22 protein-coding genes and 1 tRNA gene are annotated in these 16,967 nt (G+C 51.8%); 5 read left to right on the top strand and 18 right to left on the bottom strand.

Annotation, left to right across the window (positions count from 1 at the left end; all coding sequences use genetic code 11):
* Positions 1–103: 103 nt before the first annotated feature.
* The 7 genes from SH451x_RS11595 to SH451x_RS11625 all read right to left on the bottom strand — a co-directional run bounded on the left by SH451x_RS11595 (position 104) and on the right by SH451x_RS11625 (position 4,865).
* A complete protein-coding gene (locus tag SH451x_RS11595) occupies positions 104–565 on the bottom strand; it encodes a hypothetical protein (RefSeq protein WP_479362621.1) in 462 nt (153 codons plus the stop codon).
* Positions 566–685: 120 nt separating this feature from the next.
* Positions 686–1,177 (bottom strand): hypothetical protein, encoded by a 492-nt coding sequence (locus tag SH451x_RS11600; protein ID WP_479362622.1) that lies wholly within the window; start codon positions 1,175–1,177, stop codon positions 686–688.
* 216 nt (positions 1,178–1,393) lie between these two features.
* Complete coding sequence (locus tag SH451x_RS11605; RefSeq protein ID WP_479362623.1) at positions 1,394–1,789, bottom strand: hypothetical protein; 396 nt, start codon at positions 1,787–1,789, stop codon at positions 1,394–1,396.
* 49 nt (positions 1,790–1,838) lie between these two features.
* Positions 1,839–2,264 carry a hypothetical protein gene (locus SH451x_RS11610; RefSeq protein WP_479362624.1) on the bottom strand — a complete coding sequence of 142 codons (426 nt, stop codon included), beginning with the start codon at positions 2,262–2,264 and terminating at the stop codon, positions 1,839–1,841.
* A 99-nt stretch (positions 2,265–2,363) separates the two neighbouring features.
* On the bottom strand, positions 2,364–2,762 hold the full coding sequence (locus SH451x_RS11615) for a hypothetical protein (protein WP_479362625.1): 399 nt from the start codon (positions 2,760–2,762) through the stop codon (positions 2,364–2,366).
* A 125-nt stretch (positions 2,763–2,887) separates the two neighbouring features.
* Positions 2,888–3,526 carry a hypothetical protein gene (locus SH451x_RS11620; RefSeq protein ID WP_479362626.1) on the bottom strand — a complete coding sequence of 213 codons (639 nt, stop codon included), beginning with the start codon at positions 3,524–3,526 and terminating at the stop codon, positions 2,888–2,890.
* Positions 3,527–4,472: 946 nt separating this feature from the next.
* Positions 4,473–4,865, bottom strand: a complete 393-nt coding sequence (locus SH451x_RS11625; protein WP_479362627.1) for a hypothetical protein — start codon at positions 4,863–4,865, stop codon at positions 4,473–4,475.
* Between the two features lie 166 nt (positions 4,866–5,031).
* On the opposite strand from SH451x_RS11625, the gene SH451x_RS11630 reads away from it, so the two are divergent.
* Complete coding sequence (locus tag SH451x_RS11630) at positions 5,032–6,489, top strand: IS4 family transposase (RefSeq protein ID WP_479361910.1); 1,458 nt, start codon at positions 5,032–5,034, stop codon at positions 6,487–6,489.
* Between the two features lie 90 nt (positions 6,490–6,579).
* On the opposite strand, the gene SH451x_RS11635 is transcribed toward SH451x_RS11630, so the two are convergent.
* The 3 genes from SH451x_RS11635 to SH451x_RS11645 form a co-directional block, all read right to left on the bottom strand.
* A complete protein-coding gene (locus tag SH451x_RS11635) occupies positions 6,580–7,284 on the bottom strand; it encodes an SIMPL domain-containing protein (RefSeq protein ID WP_479362628.1) in 705 nt (234 codons plus the stop codon).
* Positions 7,285–7,396: 112 nt separating this feature from the next.
* On the bottom strand, positions 7,397–7,966 hold the full coding sequence (locus tag SH451x_RS11640) for a hypothetical protein (RefSeq protein ID WP_479362629.1): 570 nt from the start codon (positions 7,964–7,966) through the stop codon (positions 7,397–7,399).
* A gap of 46 nt (positions 7,967–8,012) precedes the next feature.
* Positions 8,013–8,540: a hypothetical protein gene (locus tag SH451x_RS11645; RefSeq protein ID WP_479362630.1), complete on the bottom strand. Its 528-nt coding sequence runs from the start codon at positions 8,538–8,540 to the stop codon at positions 8,013–8,015.
* Positions 8,541–8,653: 113 nt separating this feature from the next.
* Between SH451x_RS11645 and SH451x_RS11650 the strand changes: the two genes are divergently transcribed.
* From SH451x_RS11650 to SH451x_RS11660, 3 genes are all read left to right on the top strand, one after another.
* On the top strand, positions 8,654–8,887 hold the full coding sequence (locus SH451x_RS11650) for a hypothetical protein (protein WP_479362631.1): 234 nt from the start codon (positions 8,654–8,656) through the stop codon (positions 8,885–8,887).
* Between the two features lie 259 nt (positions 8,888–9,146).
* Entirely contained in the window at positions 9,147–10,148 is a 1,002-nt protein-coding gene (locus SH451x_RS11655; RefSeq protein WP_479362905.1) for an IS110 family RNA-guided transposase, read from the top strand.
* 424 nt (positions 10,149–10,572) lie between these two features.
* Positions 10,573–10,851: a hypothetical protein gene (locus SH451x_RS11660; RefSeq protein ID WP_479362582.1), complete on the top strand. Its 279-nt coding sequence runs from the start codon at positions 10,573–10,575 to the stop codon at positions 10,849–10,851.
* Between the two features lie 112 nt (positions 10,852–10,963).
* Here SH451x_RS11660 and SH451x_RS11665 read toward each other — a convergent pair whose 3' ends face one another.
* The 6 genes from SH451x_RS11665 to SH451x_RS11690 form a co-directional block, all read right to left on the bottom strand.
* Entirely contained in the window at positions 10,964–11,527 is a 564-nt protein-coding gene (locus SH451x_RS11665) for a hypothetical protein (RefSeq protein WP_479362632.1), read from the bottom strand.
* 191 nt (positions 11,528–11,718) lie between these two features.
* The gene (locus tag SH451x_RS11670; protein WP_479362633.1) at positions 11,719–12,024 is read right to left on the bottom strand and encodes a hypothetical protein; all 306 of its coding nucleotides are present in this window, start codon (positions 12,022–12,024) and stop codon (positions 11,719–11,721) included.
* A 243-nt stretch (positions 12,025–12,267) separates the two neighbouring features.
* Entirely contained in the window at positions 12,268–12,477 is a 210-nt protein-coding gene (locus tag SH451x_RS11675; RefSeq protein ID WP_479362634.1) for a hypothetical protein, read from the bottom strand.
* Between the two features lie 163 nt (positions 12,478–12,640).
* Positions 12,641–13,108: a hypothetical protein gene (locus SH451x_RS11680; RefSeq protein ID WP_479362635.1), complete on the bottom strand. Its 468-nt coding sequence runs from the start codon at positions 13,106–13,108 to the stop codon at positions 12,641–12,643.
* Between the two features lie 96 nt (positions 13,109–13,204).
* Entirely contained in the window at positions 13,205–13,660 is a 456-nt protein-coding gene (locus SH451x_RS11685) for a hypothetical protein (protein ID WP_479362636.1), read from the bottom strand.
* Between the two features lie 121 nt (positions 13,661–13,781).
* Positions 13,782–14,537, bottom strand: a complete 756-nt coding sequence (locus SH451x_RS11690) for a cupredoxin domain-containing protein (protein WP_479362637.1) — start codon at positions 14,535–14,537, stop codon at positions 13,782–13,784.
* 699 nt (positions 14,538–15,236) lie between these two features.
* Between SH451x_RS11690 and SH451x_RS11695 the strand changes: the two genes are divergently transcribed.
* Positions 15,237–15,308: transfer RNA gene (locus SH451x_RS11695), tRNA-OTHER, on the top strand.
* Between the two features lie 214 nt (positions 15,309–15,522).
* Here the strand turns inward: SH451x_RS11695 and SH451x_RS11700 are convergent.
* Complete coding sequence (locus SH451x_RS11700) at positions 15,523–15,834, bottom strand: hypothetical protein (protein WP_479362638.1); 312 nt, start codon at positions 15,832–15,834, stop codon at positions 15,523–15,525.
* A gap of 603 nt (positions 15,835–16,437) precedes the next feature.
* Positions 16,438–16,878 (bottom strand): SMI1/KNR4 family protein, encoded by a 441-nt coding sequence (locus SH451x_RS11705; RefSeq protein WP_479362639.1) that lies wholly within the window; start codon positions 16,876–16,878, stop codon positions 16,438–16,440.
* Between the last annotated feature and the right edge of the window lie 89 nt (positions 16,879–16,967).

Genomic DNA, 16,967 nt, shown 5'->3' on the forward strand with positions numbered 1-16,967 from the left:
GGTTGTAGGTTGGTGCACGAACGGTTGAAATCACCGAGTTGCCGAAGGTGATTTGTTAGTAAGTTTGACCGACTCGGCAACTTCGGTGCATTTCTGGGTTCGCCTAGTATTTGAGTTGTTCTAGGTGCTGCTGTAGTAATAGCCATTGCTCGTTTATTTGGCCGAGTTCCTTTTGATCCGAACCAAACAACGATAGGTTTTCGCGAACAAACAGACACAGTTCAAGTACATGATGCTTGAGATGTCGAACGTGGGGGTAGTTCCACCCCTGAAACTGATTCTTTATGCACTGTGGGATAATCCATGCCTCACGGTCATCACGATCCTCTGGATCTATTATGGAAGTGTCACGTATGTACGAGTCAAGCACCGGATAGTAGTACGCAAAGGCCTTTCCCCCCATGAACATAAAGTCTTCCTGGAATACTTCTGGATGGGTCGCAAATTTAATCTTGGCCGCTTCAAGTGTAAGACCACCAAAATTCTTCCAGGCACACTGCGCGTCTAAGTCGCCATCATATGGATCAAAATGCCGTTCAGTTGGGATTCCCTGAAAGTTGTGCATGTTGGAAATCACAAATCAGTTGGGAGAAACTCACTAGGCGAACGACACGCATCAGCGGGCCGGCGCGAGGTGCGTTGATTTCAAAACCGACCCGACCGCCGGCTCCGTTGCATGCGATGGTTATTTGGCGTTCTGGTATTGTGCTCGAAGTAGGTCCAGATCAGTATCGCTGATAAGGTCTTTTGTGCAACCCGATTCATTGAGTATCCATTGCCAAAAGTCATAGTCGCGATGATCCCGTGGGCATTCCAACGCACCGGACCAACGGACATCATCAGCCCGCCAACCTGAAATCTTCATGTGAAGTGTCCCGTTGTCATCGAATGAATGCCATTCACGCCAATACCAAGTCATGTCAGTTGGCTGTTCGTAGCACTGTTGCCACCACGGCGGCGGATTAGTGATCTGCTGGAACGTGGTCATGTGTAGCGGATCGCCTTTGCAGGTCAGTTCGAATCCGGTGCCATCGTCGTTGAACGAAACGACCATGTTTGTACCGCATGCGGGGCAAGGAGTTGCAGCGATAGAATCAAGGGGCGCGTGGCTGCGAACCATCGCAATTAGGTGATCGGCTTCGTCGTCGAAAATGCCATAGGTTGATTGCATCTTCATCAGACATCCTCAGCCAAATAACGCTGGCCATCACCCGGCACGCGCGAGGAAAGCCTCCATTGGAATACGGCCGATCGCGTGCTCGGCGTGCATGGCCTTGTTATGTTGTAACGATCCGGGCACCACAAACACAGATAAACCGTATGGCTTAATCGAGGGCGATTACGGACACAGAAATTTAACGCCAACCGCGGCGCCGCTGCAATAGCGTTCAAATCAGGAGGGACGCCAGGATGCGTCAATCGTCGAATGATCAATCTCGCGAATTGTCCACCAAGAGTCGAACGCTTCAGCGTATGTACGAGATTGCAAGTCTGTTACGAGGAGCGAAACCGACGGACTGTCGCCCCACTCAGAAATTACGTTTTCAACGAACGTAGATTTTGCCTTGCTTTCCCATGCCTTGCGCCAGCCATCGTAATGCAGTTCGAAGTCCAATTCAGGGCAGAGGATGGCGACATCGTCCTGCAACGGATGGTTTGGGTCAAACGAAAGCAATTCGACGAGTTGGTTTGTAGGCTCAACTAGGTAGACGCGGCGAACGATCACAACAAACGCGACCTTTCCAACATAACGATTGCGATCACCTAGCCGCCGGAGTGATCTTTCCATGGTCAAAACGCACCGTTCGGCGGCTTAGGTGCATCGCTTGGTTCTGCCATCATTTGATGCGAGTCAGTAGATCGGATTCATACTCTGGCATCTGCACAGTAGTCATTCCCATTTCCAATGTGTCGTCGTCCACTAACTTTGCGACCGAGTTGCAGGCGACACCATTGAAAAAATGGAATTCGCCGTCGTGTAAGTAGTTCTTCTGCGTAAAGTGGATTGCATCATCTACGATTCTTGCGTCCAAAATATCCATACGCCATGTATCGTTGTCTGGTGCGGAAACGACAACTTGATCACGATCCAGCTTGATAATGAGCGAGACCTCGCCATCAATTCCCCATTGTCCAACCATTCGCTGGGTCGCTTCAGTTGCGAGCACCGATGACGTGGCGCCTTGTTGAGTTTTTGTGCCAGTGCAGCCAAGCGAAAGCATCGCGAACAATGCAAATAAGTAAATCGCGCGGGCATAAATCATGTGGGGCTTCCAATGGCAGAACGGTTACGATCACCGAGCCGCCGGAGTGATCATTGCTTCAAAATACGCGCCGACGGCGGCTTCGCGTGCATCGTTTTGTTATCCGCCGATTCGCGTTGTTGCAACGGAAAGAGTATGCCTCCACCTCCACTCCGTAAAGCCAAGGGCCGCAACATAGATGCCCTCACCAATAACGTGCAGTAGCCCCAAGGCAGATATTTCCTCCCAAAAGTATACAGCAATTGCGAAGCACACGAACAACCAAAACATGTTGGCGACTGCAAGGATTTTGACAAGCGACATCGGGCGAGGTATTCGAGTGGTTACGTATAGTGAGTAGCCACCATAGAAAAGATTAGCCAAGCCCATCGAGATTACGATTGAAGTTGGCAGGTTCTCCCATTTGCTGAGCAGTCCGCAGATCAACAAGACGACAACGCCGACAATCAAGCCGCCAAGGCAGTCAATCCAGAGGATTTTCACGTTGGAATTTGCCATTCTGGAAAACATCTCAATGTAGCGATTTGCTTAGGCGGATAACGGCGACAATCACCGAGCGACAACGGTAATTGTTCCATTTGAAAAAGCACCCGTTTGTCGCTTCGGTGCATTGTCTGGTTCTGCTATTTAGTATCGTTGTGCTCGCGGAAATGTAATGCGAGAGCCTTCAATAGTTTATCCTCGCCGCTTCCAAAACTAGTCATTTGCGAAATTGGCAAACCAGTCTTTGCGTCAAGTTGTGGCATATAAAAATTCTCGCATTCATGTGAAACCGTTGTTTCTAGAAGCAAGTTCGTATCACGGTAGATTCGAATACCGTACTTAGGGACATGGCAGAATGCTCCGCCGCTCGTTGATACAGTTGTCTTACGCCACATCGCCACCAAATGAGCACATTGCTTTCCACTCAATTCTTTTTTTGCAACAATGGGGAATGCTAGATCAGTGCCGGCAATCGCAAATTCCGTTTCTTTCTCTGCTGTCGCATCGTTGTCGAATTCAAGCAAAAACAACTCTATCCGGTCCGCTTCTGGTAAAGCATCAGTGCTTGCATGGGCGAGTAAAGCGTTAATCGATTCGATGAAGGCTTCACTCGGCTCCTGGGAAAATGCGGTGGTATAAGTTCCGCTGAGTAGTCCGAGTGCAAGCAATAGAAATTGTTTCATCGGTCGAATCTTCAAGCAGAACGTGAGCGTTAACCAAGCCGCCGGGTAACGCAGTTTAGTAAGTTGGACAAGCTCGGCGGCTTTGGTTGAACGCATGGTTCTCTGACGAACCCAGTGTACCCAAGTTTGGAGTATAACCGATTTCTGCTTCTATTTCCGGGGTTAAATACCTAGAGTCGATAACATTGGGATTTTACGAGTCCATCTGCTAGCGCATCGTTTAGCTACCGTTGCACTGGAAGCGGTTTACAAAAGGCATCATCAAGCAAGTTTCATCGGAGAATCTGTTTTGCCGAGCGCATCGTTTAGCTCCCGTCGTACTGGAAGCGGTTCATTAAAAGCATCATCAATCAAGTTTCATCGGAGAATCCGTGCTGTCGAGCGCGTCGTTTAGTTCCTTCTGCTTCAACAAAGTTCGTGTGTTGAAGCCGCCAATGCAAGCGCATCGTTTAGCCCCGGTCCGTCCTGGAAGCCATCGCAATGGTCAGAGAACGAGTGCGATAACCGAGTCGCGGAGGTTGATTATCCATTGCAAAATCGCCCGGCTCCGCGACTTCGTGTTCATCGCTTGGTTCTCTGACGAACCCAGTGTAGCAGAGTTCGGAGTATAACCGATTTCTGTTTCGATTTCCGAAGTTAAATAACTAGAGTCGGTAACATTGGGATTTTGTGAGTCAATTTCCTAGCGCATCGTTTAGCTACCGTTGCACTGGAAGCGGTTTATGAAAGGCATCATCAAGCAAGTTTCATCGGAGAATCTGTTTTTCGAGCGCATCGTTTAGCTACCGTCGCACTGGATTCGATAGGTGAAAAGCATCCTCAAAAAAATTTCATCGGAATATCCGTTTTATCGAGCGCATCGTTTAGCTCCGTTTTTGCAACAAAGTTGGTGTGCAATTCTTCAATGCAAGCGCATCGTTTAGCCGCCGTCAGTCCTGGAAGCTATTGCAATGGTCAGAGAACGACGGCGGTAACCGAGCCGCCGCCAAAAAAACTATAATTTCAAAAAACGCGTCATCGGCGGCTTCGGTTCACCGCTTGGTTATCCCATCGTTTTGACGGACACATCAAACCCGCCAATAGGATTGCATTCGTTGTCTCGTACATCAATGTAGCAATGTTCGACCGTGTAGCATCCACCGTTTTCGATGATTTGCAGGAGTGGTTCATATGGCGATGCCAGTGTCGCAGTTGCAGGATGGGCGACAAAATTCAAGTGCATTCGGTGAGTGATAAGGTAATGCGGATCGTCGGTCGCGGCTTCGTTCGAGTGTTGTTCCGGCGATTTGAAGTCAGCATCCAGCAGCCTCACGAGATCGCAGAAACGTCGCGGCTCAATTCGAAGACGGTCGGCCGCGATCCGCCAACGGTCGCGAAACAACACCGCAGTTTCTAGAAATTGTTCGCGAGTCCAAGTCATGGCATCACTGCGCATAGAATGGGATAACGTCTAAAATCACCCGGTCGCGACTTTGTTGTTACACACAAGTTTAAAGGCTATATTTTGTTCTATTCGGCTTGGCGAGGTCAAGCTGATTATTTTGGGATGTTTTCAAACAGGGATGGGAATGTGACGCTAATTGACAGGGAGGTCAATGATCATGAGAAGTCAGTGGGTCATGGACGAAATTCAAGACGTCGAACTATTCGATAAACGACTCGAACAACGCTTTCAAAAACTGCTCGATAGCCTTTCGCAAGCTTCTACTGCAAGCATTCCTGCGGCTTGCAACGACCGCGCCGAAATGGTCGCCGCCTATCGCTTCTTCGATAATGACAAAGTCACTTTTGAAAGTGTCATCGCACCGCACATCGAAAGCACCTACCGCCGAGTCAAACTCCAAAAAGTCGCTTTGCTCATCCAAGACACGACCGAACTGGACCTGACGCGCCCCCACTCGGAAGTCGAAGGGGCCGGCCCACTGCAAAACGGAAATCGTTGCGGAGCGTTGTTGCACTTGCTGCATGCCTTCACAACCGACGGCACACCGCTAGGAACCGTATCGGCCGAAGCTTGGTCGCGCGAACCCAGAGCAGACCAACCGGCCAAGCGTGGCTCAAGCGAAAAACGAATCCAGATCAAGAATAAACCCTTCGAAGAGAAAGAGACTTACCGCTGGCTCACCACAGCCAAACATTGCGCCGAAGTCAAATCGCACTTACCCAAAACACAACTCGTCATGCTGGCTGATCGCGAGAGCGACATTACCGAAGTCATCGATTTGTGCCGATCACAAAGTGACTTTGAGTGGGTGATCCGCAGCGATGGCGACCGCATTTTGAACAAGGAAAACAAATCGAATCCATCGATTCCTGTGCGTGAAGCATTGCGTCAAAGCAAACCATTGTTTACTCGTGAGCTTGACATCCGCGCCCGGGAATCTTGGGGCAGTGCAACCCTCAAGCACCATCCAAGTCGGGCCGACCGGCGTGATCGAAGTGTTTTGGTAAGTGTGCACAGCGGTGAGATCACACTGAACGATCCACGTGTAGGCAAACGCGAAGGTGTTTCAGTCCGAGCGGTCTTGGTTCGAGAAACGAAACCAACCACGAGCGATGAACCGATTGAGTGGCTGTTGCTGACCAGCTTGCCAATCTCGACGCGAGAGGAAGTCGAACTAGTCATTGAGTACTACCTACAACGTTGGATGATCGAATTGTTTTTCAAAGTGCTCAAGAGTGGCTGCAAGATTGAGTCACGACGTTTTGAGCACATGGATCGGTTCTTACCAGCGTTAGCGTTGTACTTGATCGTGGCATGGCGCAGTCTTTATGTGTGTCGGATGAGCCGCACGCATGCCGAGAAGCCATGTTCGCATTTGTATACCGAAGCGGAATGGAAGAGCGTTTGGCAAGTGGTCAAACGGAAGCCACTCCCGAAGAAGCCACCGTCGTTACTTGAGATGACGCAGTTGGTCGCGCAGCTTGGCGGATATGTAAATCGCAAGAACGCCGGTCCGCCTGGTCCACAGACAGTATGGCTTGGCCTTCAAGCGATGTACCTCATCGCCACTTGCTGGCAAACCTTCGGCCCCGGAGCTACTGAAACTTGTGTGTAACAACGAGGGTCGCGACGAGAGATTGTCCATTGTCAAAACGCCCGCCTTCGCGACTCGGGTGCATTTTTTTTGTTATTTGGCGATTCGCGATTAAGCGTTTGATGCGATCGAAAACCGCACCCGGCATTTTACCCAAATGTCGCGAGTTGGATCACCAGGCGTAAAGTCATCGTCATCATCTGCCGCACCACCACCGGCGGCAAGAACGACAGCGCCGCCATAGCCACCAAAACGGTCGCCGTCCCCAATCCAGTCGTCATCACCACTGAATCCTGACCGTCGTCGAGCAGTTCGCCCTTCTTCTACGCGTAGCACGTCGCCAAGGTTGACGCCCATTTGTTGAGCCAATGTTTCGGCTTTGGTTTTCGCATCGCTGAATGCGGCGGAAAGTGCATTCGATTTGGCGTCCGACGAAGAATCGAATTCTGGTTGTTTCAAATCGACCGTGAGCGAACGTCGCTCGCCTGACCGAAGCGTTTCGAGCGCCTCCAACGCAGTGTTAAGTCGGTCGAATTCGGGGACCTTCAGGATGATTTTTCGTGTGCCAGTCTGCCCCGGTTTCTTGCGCCAGTACCAAGGTCGAAAATAATCGATGCCGCCTTCAGCAATTTCAGTATCGGCAATTCCATTCTCACGAAGAGATGCAATAGCTGCGGACCAGAATTCTCGAACCTCGTCGAGAACGGTCTCCTTCTTTGCGGCGCGTACTTCGACAGATACTTCGGCAACGTAGCGATTCGCTGTTTCGGTGAAACAGCCTTCGCCAGTCACTTCGATATATCGTTGAGCATCCATCGCTTAGCCAAATAACGGCAGCGGTAACCGAGTCGCCGCCAGAAAACTATGGTTTCAAAAAACGCGTTGTCGGCGACTTCGGTTCACCGCTTTGTTATTTGCTCGTGTCGGTTCAAATAGCCAAGCCGATTATTATTGATGCCGGTACGACAAACAATAGGCTCAGGATGCATGCCTTCACAAATGCACGACCATGAAAAGCAAAGTCTTTGTATCCACGTGCCCCCGCCGTGTTAGCGATTGGTGGCGATTCGGTGTTAATGAAAAGTACGTGCCCCAAATCAATTATCAGCAGATCCCACAAGTGGACGATTAACCAAACACCGTAGAGATGTACGAATGCGCCAGCGACAGTCAAATCAATTGGTCGCGAATAGCTTGTAAACACCAGAGAGGCTACCGAGCTGCCGGGGAGTAGAATCAGAAAAGCAATAAGGAGCCATTTGGTTTGATTTGTTTCGGCGTCCGTCTTCGCACCAGCCATTTCTTGAATGTCGCGTGGGAGGCTATGAAGCCAAAGTCGTGGACGCGTCCAAAACGTGCCGATTGCGAAGATAGTAAACGGAACGCAGATCAATATGCCATGCAAAGCTGTCGTCGCTAGCGGGATCAAGAGGCATCTCTCACGAATCTGTTTTTGGCAAATAACGGCCGCGTTGACCGGGCCGCCGCCAATCAACATTGACTTCAGGAACGACGCGAACGGCGGCTCCGCGTCCAACGCTTGGTTATGCCGTATCAGGGTTCGAATACCGATCCTTCAGTGCCTGAGTAACCGGGTCGATCGTGGTCGCGTAGGTTCCGTCAGATTGAGGCGAATACCTCTTGATCGGCTCCCGATTTCGCGACTGTATAGCACGCGCATTAATAAATCGGACAAGGTCACCATTCAGGAAATCGTATGCGTGGATTTGAAGGTCGGCAAGCATCACCGCAAGGAGGTCAGGAATTTCGGATGGCGTCTTGAACGGATAGTTGGCACCAGTACCACTTAGTCGCCAAAGCGCGATGTAGTTCCAATCGCATTCCGGCCAGTCGTTTGAACCGTGGCCCAGAATCACTCGGCACTCAGGTTCACCATCGCGAAAATGGCAATCGGCGGTGATTTCGATATAGCGGTCATCGGCTCGGTATCGCCGACCAACGTGCCAGTCATCTTCGTGGTCCTGCCCGTCAGGTTGGAATCCACTATCAGCCAATGTGTCAGCGAAGACGCTGTCAGTTTGCCGGATGAATGTTGGAGGGTGAAGTTTCATCTGAAGGCATAACGACTAAATTGATCGAGTCGCGGCAAGTGAACGCGACATTGGAAAGAGGTATGACCGCGACTTCGATCCAATTTTTTGTTATGCGGTTCGGGATTATGCAAATGGACAACGAAACAGAAAAGTACTCAATCACAGTAACGATGGAACGAGACGGGGATTTATGGGAAGCCAAGGCGGCGACCGTATGGAAGGAAGAGCAAGGAAAGGCAGACGGTCCGTGGTGTTTTGCAATGCAGATCAAGAATGTTTTGGAAACGTTGCGAGATCAAATGACGCCGGATGAGTGGAGCGGATTTGTTCGTGGCGTTCAATCGATTGGCGATGAATCCGCATAACGTGGGCGTTAACCCAGCCGCCGGGAAACGCGTTTTAGTAAGTTGAAGCAACACGGCGGCTTGGGTTGAACGCATTGATACTCATCATGGCCTCCTTGGGTGAGGCAGTTTTTCCATTACAGTCGGAGCTGTAAAACATTCGTCAATGGAGCTTACACTCCAAAGCGAAATCTATCGCTGGCTAAAACTGTTTCACCCTCAACCCAAGAAGACACGCACGATGAAATTCTATCAAAATTAGCATCAATTCTACTGCGGAATCGACCTACACGCCAACAGTATGTACGCCTGCGTCGTCGATTCCCAAGGAGAAAAACGACTCCACGCGAACTTCCATACCCGCGATACCGCCACCTTCCTCGAAAAACTACTGCCCTTTCGCTCCAACCTCGTCATCGGATGCGAATCGACCTTCAACTGGTACTGGCTCTGCGACCTGTGCGAAGCTCAACGCATCCATTTTGTACTGGGCCACGCCCTCTATCTACGCGCTATCCATGCCGGCAAAGTCAAAAACGATGCGATCGATTCCGAAAAACTCGCCTACCTGCTTCGCGGTGGAAACTTTGCCGTCGCCTACGCTTATCCCGCCGCCTGGCGCAGCACTCGTGATCTGCTGCGGCGACGCATGCATCTGGTACGCCGTCGAGGCGAAACGCTCACGCACTTAACCCACCTGCATCATCAAGCCAACTTGCCACCGACCAAAAAGCTCCAGTATGCAAGTAACCGCGCCGGAGTCGCCGATGCCTTCACCGATCCCTCACTGCACTTCTCCGTCGAAACCGACCTAGGACTGCTTCACGACTACGATCAATACATCAAACGCCTGGAAGTCATCCTCGAGCGATCTGCCAAAGTTCACGACCCTAACAACTTCTTCTTGCTACAAACAATCCCCGGCGTTGGACGCATTATCGCCATGACGATCCTCTACGAGATCCACAACATCCGACGCTTTGGTGAAGTCGGTCAATTCCTCTCCTATGCTCGACTGGTTCGCGGTCAGCATACTTCGGCAGGCAAGAACTACGGTTCGCCCGGTCGCAAGATTGGCAACGCGTATCTCAAATGGGCGTTCAGCGAAATCGTACCACTGATCAAACGCCAGTCGCCAGAAGTGAAAGCTTTCTGCCAGCGAATCGAACGCAAGCACGGAGTGGCTCGAGCCAACTCGATCTTGGCCGTCAAGCTTGGTCGGGCCGTCTACTTTATGCTTAGACGTCGTCAAGTCTTCGACCTCAACCGCTTACTCAGCTAAGAATTACGAAGCAGCTTTGTTTTACACACCACCTTAATTATAGGAACCTAACACACAAGAGAACTCGCTTCGCCAAGCTAGCCAGGCCGGCGAACTAAGCCACTAGGAAACAGAGCCGTTTTAAGAGAGCTGCGAAAGAACCCGTCGTTGTAGGCAGAGGCTCCCTGAGGAGCCGCCTGACCTGAAAGGCTTTCCTCGGACGCATGTTTCTTACGCGCATTGATTGGAGGCTTGGCGAAGCGTTTTACTTACAGAAGAGAACCAACCAGTAGAACCATCCAGAAGACCAGGAGTACTCCACCGAACTGAGGCAAATGTTGCACCTGAGCGACTAGCTGAACCCGAACTGGAACCGCGTCTGCATGATCTTCGCGATTGTGCAGCCGGAAAGCCAACCCTATTGAATAGCAGCGAGCAGGTCAGAATGAGTTTCTATGCGGTCGGTCAATTGAAATGTGGTAAGCTCCTCGGAGCAGCCGCAGACCGACACCGAGCAATGCTTCACGGCGTTGTTTGGCAGAGCACCGGTAGATGTTTGAACGCAACCGCCTTGCTGGGAAGCACGTGGTCCGACTCGCTGCGGCGAGCGGGGCAATTCAGCGACAAGGAAACGCGCAAGACAACCGCTAGCATCAGTTCCGCCCGCGAGTGGACTCCCCCCAGGAAAAGCCAAGCCAGTACCGTAGCCAAAGGGGTCGGGTGAGAGAGTGCAAGCTCCGAGCTCGACAAAAGGGAACAAGAACAACCGTTTCGATCTGAGTGATAGAAAATTCGGAATTGATTCGAGTTGGTACGTTCCCTTCCGCCTTCGCCCTTCACCAACGCAACTGTGAGTGAAGGGCGAAGGCGAAAGGGAACTCACGAAACAAGCTACAAAAAAATGGCAAACTTTTACCGTGTCTACCCGCACGTACTACTTGACTCCAAAGGCCATGTAGATGTTCGCCGGTTTGCAGTATTGGCGTTCCTGCGGAAACTGACTGGGCTTTTGCGAGCTCCTTTAAATGGGCATACACGATTTGATTGGGGCCGGCCCCAACATAGCGAGATTCAGTGCCATTACGAAGCCAGATCGCACGAAATGGTGGATCGTCCGCGTCGTTGGCAAGCGAGTGTGAATGCGGGTCGAATGCAAAGTCAATATCGATGTGTTCGCGTATGTCGTCGAAAGTCTCGATCACCGTGTAAGTTTTGGTCGAGTTCGCGAAGAAGGTTTCAAGGTCAGCCCAACATTGCGGCCAACATTGGTTATTCGCATTCATGTAGTCGACCACAAGTTCGCCTGTTCCCCATACGCGGTAAGCGTCCATTACGACTTGACGGACACCGTTAACTGTACGTATCGCATACGTCACTCCTGCCAGAAGCACTGCAATCACAGTGACTGAAACAAGGAGAGAGCGTATCGAAAAGCGAAATGGTTTCGTCGGCGTCAATGCGGTTCATCTCTGTCGGCGAACGACTACGCTAACCCGGTTGCCGCGAGAAAGCTTCCATTTCAAAAACCCGTCGTCGGCAACTCGGGTTCAGCGTTTTGTTCGTTGTCGTTTTGTTCGCCGTCAGCGTGTCCTCAATTCGGTGAGCCGATTGCTGATTGGGTTGTTTTTTTGTTCTTGCGATGGAGTAGCCACCAAAACAGGATTAGGCGCACAACGTACACCATGAACAATAGTCGCATTGCACCAATGATGAACAATAAATCGAACCGGATATTCATCGTGCGTGGCATCAGCGTTTCGTACCAAGCCCATAGCGGTAGCAATACCAGTGGCATGTGGACGAGCCATCTTGCCTTAGGCCAAGAAGGATGCCACGGGTAGAGCATGGAGACAGCGAAGATTGCCAGCATCAACACACCGACTATTTCGTAAGTCATTTCTTGGATTCCATGAGAGCCGGGCATTCAAGAAATCCTGGCAGTGCTTGGTCAAAGCTTTGTGGGTGCATCTCAGGTGAGCTCGGTTTTCCCAACGAACGGTTACAATCACGAAGTTCCGGCGAGTGACTTTTTGTGCACGAGTGACCAACCACCGGAACTTTCGTGCATTGTTTGGTTCCGCCGCTTGTCGGGTTTGTTGCCCGGGCGGCGATTTCAGTTTCGGTCATTGTAGCGTTTGCACTAGCCTGCTGCAAACTCATCGTCGGCAGCCAATTGTCGCGATCCCCGCCATTCTGGATTCCCGTTGTGGTCGGTCTCTGATCGGTCAATGCCGTGCGTGTACGTACGATCTGCTGGCGGCGATGGAGCTCGGGGCAAAGCGTCGGCAACCGGTTCCGTTGCATCGACAGCTCCGGAAATCTTTGCATTGACAGCTCCGGATAATCTCACACGACTTTCCATCCAAATCCGTCATGGTGCAACCAGTTCAGTTGCGGTGAGGCGGAACGTTTGAAATCACGCAGTCGCCGCGCATGATTCACCACTACCACAGCACGCGTTCGGCGACTTGCGTGCATTTCTTGGTTCTCGGGCTTTGGGGTTCCATTGCCGATTATCTCGGGTAGAAGCCGAGATTGATCTCGAACGCAATTCTACACCTAATTCCGGCGATCCGATTGATTCTCTGAGAATCACAATCTGGATTGTTGCTTCTAAATCGTAGGAACAGTTCGTCAGCGCTGTCGACAATCGAAACGTAGCCTGGTCCCACGCGGCTATCGCCCCTTGCAAAGTAGGTTTGGTTTGCTGGAGCGAACGATATTGCATCTGTGGCTTGAATCTTCGGTTGCAAACAAGGGTCAACTATCGCATCTTCCATCCAACGACCGTCTACCTCGTCGAATTGGTATCCATCCGCTGTGCATGCGAATGTGATCCGCACCCGGCGACCAGCAAATCGAGACATATTGGGCACGATGATTTGTCGATCAGAGTAACGAGTCTGCAGTTCATCGAGAGATGCCTGATCGGCAAGCACTACTGTCTCACCGACGCGGAATGCTTGGAGAAATATGGACATCTAGTTTTGCCCGAGAACGACGGCGGTAACGGGGCCGCCGCCACAAGACTATGATTTCAAAACCCGCGTCATCGGCGGCTCCCGTTCACCGCATGGTTATCCGCCGCCTTTGAGTTGACGTTGGAATCTGCCGTGTGCCTGCGCCAATGACACGCTGAATCCAGCGGGGTCTCTCTTCAATGCAGGCAGGATGGTTTGCTCCAAATCATACATCAATGCATCGAATGGGTCGCCACCATCCACGGCGCAATACGAAATCGGGCCATTGGGTACGAGTCTTGGCTCAGCATCTGGGTCTACGGCCGACATCAATCCGCCGTGGCCAGCATATCCATTTCCCTCGGAGTAGTTGGGGCAGCCAAGTTCGGAACCGAACCGAACGATCAGTCCAATTTCGAGATTGTTCTTTGTGAATGTCGCGGTGGCAAACCGACCGCCCGAAGATGATCCGGTATCCGAAGATGCGTGGGAGAAACCGTACGGTGAAAGCAGAGGCATCAACTTCGCAACGCCTGCGTCCATCGTTTGTTGCTCTAGAGTCGGTTTGCCCATGATCTTCGATTCAAGCGGATAACGCTAGGGTTCAGCGGGGCCGCGCGAACGATTAACCATTTCGAGAACGCTAGCTCGCGGCCTCCGTTGCAACCCATGGTTCGCCGCCGGTTTGGAGCAGTTAGGGGACCAGAGATTCGGACGGAATAAAAATGTCGCCAAGATCGTTCACGCCGACAGCAAGGTCGACATTGAATCGACTCCTCTGCCAGTCTGTTTCAGCTCCCGACATTCTAACGCGGTCAATTCGTCCAGCCTCGTGAAAAACACGAAATGTGAGGGAAGTCCCTGCAGGCAATCCATCGATTGCTAAATTGCCATCAGAGTCTGTCACTGCGGCGAAAGGATGATCCAAGACTACAACGTATGCTCGCATCCATGGATGGATGTTGCAGTCGACGGGTATCGGCGCCGGCTCTGGTTTCGGAACTGGAACAAGACGTGGTTTTCCTGGCGGAACTAAAATCCCTTGGGGTTTATTCGCGAAGAAGTTTAGGTTTGGATTGTGTTGGATGGGGCCCTGCTCAATGAGTTCGAGGGTGTCTCCAGCTTGGGCAATCAAAATGTGAGGATCGAAACGACCGTTTGACATTGTCAAGCGTCGCTTCTGGTTTGGATTCTGGTCTGGAGGCAAGTCAAGCTTGGATCCTCCGCGTCCTGTGTAGACGTAGACTAACACGTTCTTGATACCGTTGGACTTAGGGTCGACTAACAGACGCTCGTCAATTAGTGGACCGCCTGGCAACGCGAGGTTGATTTGCTTGAGAGGCGGTGGCACGCCATCGAAGACAAATCGCATTTTTAGCGTCGCCGTTTGTGCGGCGGCGAAATCCACGATTAGTATTGCAAAACAAATGGCCGTAAACATGCGAATCATGTGAGAAGCCTCGTTAGTCGGCGAACGTCGGCGTTCACCGAGTGGCACGAGTGAACGCCAATAAGTTCAAAAAGCACCTGAGTGCCACTTCGGTGCAACGCTTTGTTCGTCGGTATTGAACGGTGCATGGAAGTTTTAGTGTTAGTCGTCCCACGGATCTTTCTGATTCTTCGCCCTGACATACCGGAACAAGCAGAACGGCAATCCAATTATAGCAGCAAATATAAGCGGTAACCAAAATCCTGCGACAACGAGCGGAAGAGAGTGCCACATTCTCGATCCACCATTACTATCAAGGACATCGAACCATATCCACAACGAAAACCAAAAAAGAAAGCTGGTCAATGCGATTCCGAAAGAAATGGTAAAGTACCGCCGCGAACATGCGTGAAGCGCAACGGCTGTTGGCGTTACGACGAAAAGGCAGGTCGCTATAATCGCGCCGCCAGCACCAGCTGCGGGATCAATCACAACGGTCCTCAATCTGTTTGAATGGATTCATGTAGCTGCTTGCGAAACGAAAGTGTTCCGAGCATCAGAATACGCCAGCGCCTTCACCGACGAACGCCAGCGGTAACCGGGCCGCCGCCAAGAGGCTCGGAAAGTGTGAACATGCTGGAACGGCGGCTCCGTGTTCACCGCTTTGTTATTTTGCGTAGTCGCCAATTGGCGAGGATTGCGGAGGGAACGCCGCAATTTGGCGGGTAGCTCGATGGTTGAGCAGCGGGACTGAAAACCCGAAGGTAGGTGGTTCGATTCCGCCCCCGCCCATTTTAGAAAATAACGGTGGCGATAACCGAGCCCGAGCAGTTGACTCAACACAAGTCAAAACGGCTGTTCGAGGGCTTCGTGTTCATCGCTTGGTTCTGTCGGTTTTCTGCGGTGTGGGGTGCCGCGTCTTTGTGATTGTCGAGCGGTTTGTCCCGAAAATCAAGTCAATGCCAGACGTTTTCGCCCGCGTTACTGCATCGATGCCAGCAACGCATCAATCTGGGCGCATCTCATCAAAGTGGAAGCACCAATGGTCTGGAAGTATTCCAAATTTGCGTTTTGCGGTTTCGATTGCATCGTCCACTGAGTCGTGCACTGTGTCGTTTTCCGTTTCCCAATTGCTATCGCAGAAGAAGAGATAAAACCTGTCGACGTCATAGGTGGCAATGGCCAAACCATAGAAGTAGGTCTGCAACGCACCATCGGCGTATAGGCGTAGTGCTCCAGTATCTACGTGGATGGCAGGGTCGAGAATCGCATATGCGACCACGTCGGCACCATCAATTTGCGTCGGAGGTTTCGTCATGGCTTTCCGACAGAACGTGGACGATCACCGGGTCGGGTGAATTGATCTTCCACTTGAAAACGGCCGCAAGCCCTACTCCGGTGCATCGTATGGTTCGTAGCGTACACGGCAGACCGAGCAAAGCTATGTGCCGCGTACGTGCGACGTCGTGTCATCGTATCCCATCCCCAAACGAGTCGCAAGCATTTTCGGGCGTTGTTCGTCAGACGTTGTTCGTCAGACGTTGTTCGTCAGACGTTGTTCGTCAGACGTTGGTCGTCAGACGTTGTTCGTCAGACGTTGTTCGTCAGACGTTGGTCGTCAGACGTTGGTCGTCAGGCGTTGGACTTCAGGCGTTGGACTTCAGGCGTTGGACTTCAGGCGTTGGACTTCAGGCGTTGGGATCAGAGACCGATTGAGACGTTGGGTTTGATTACTCACTTCGGGCGTCAGATTCAGCCACGATTGTCAGGCGTAGGATTCGAGCAATGAACGCGAGTATGGCAAGCGAGTACGTCGGTCCAATGGGCACTGCACGCTACGAACGCCACGGTTAACCGGGCCGCGGCCAACCAAAATTGACTTTAGGAACCGCGCGGCCCGCGGCTCCGGTTGAACCGATTGTTAGCAGCGATTCTGTTGTTCCACAAAGTCCATGAACGAATCCGCGATGATTTTGCCGCCACCATGACGTGGCCCCCATTCGATGACCGGGCCTTCAAAAGATGCATCGGACGGGGAACATTGTAAGAAGTATCCATGGTCCCCGCCGTCGTGCGAGATTTCAATGGCATTTAGCGGCAGGCAGTTTGGACGTCGGCGGAGCGTTGATTGTACGACGTTCGGCCATTGGGGTTGCTTGCCCGGGCCGGGATCAGGAGGTAATCCGTAGATCTCGAATCCCGAGCCCAAAGATGCGCCGTATCGCATGAGGAACTGTCTGTAACTTGGAGGAAAGCGTAGACCAAGCGTCAATTCTGCCGATGCGACCGCCGCGTCCGTCGCTGGACCACTGTTGAAGGTGGTGCCGAAGACCGCGTTCAGACGTGGATCGATCTGGCTCATGACTCTCAGCTGCTAACGATTCCGTTCACCCAGCCCGCGCGATGAAGGTTTCCATTTCAAAAGCACCCGACCGCGGGCTTGGGTGCAAC

This window comes from Njordella aestuarii, assembly GCF_056494165.1.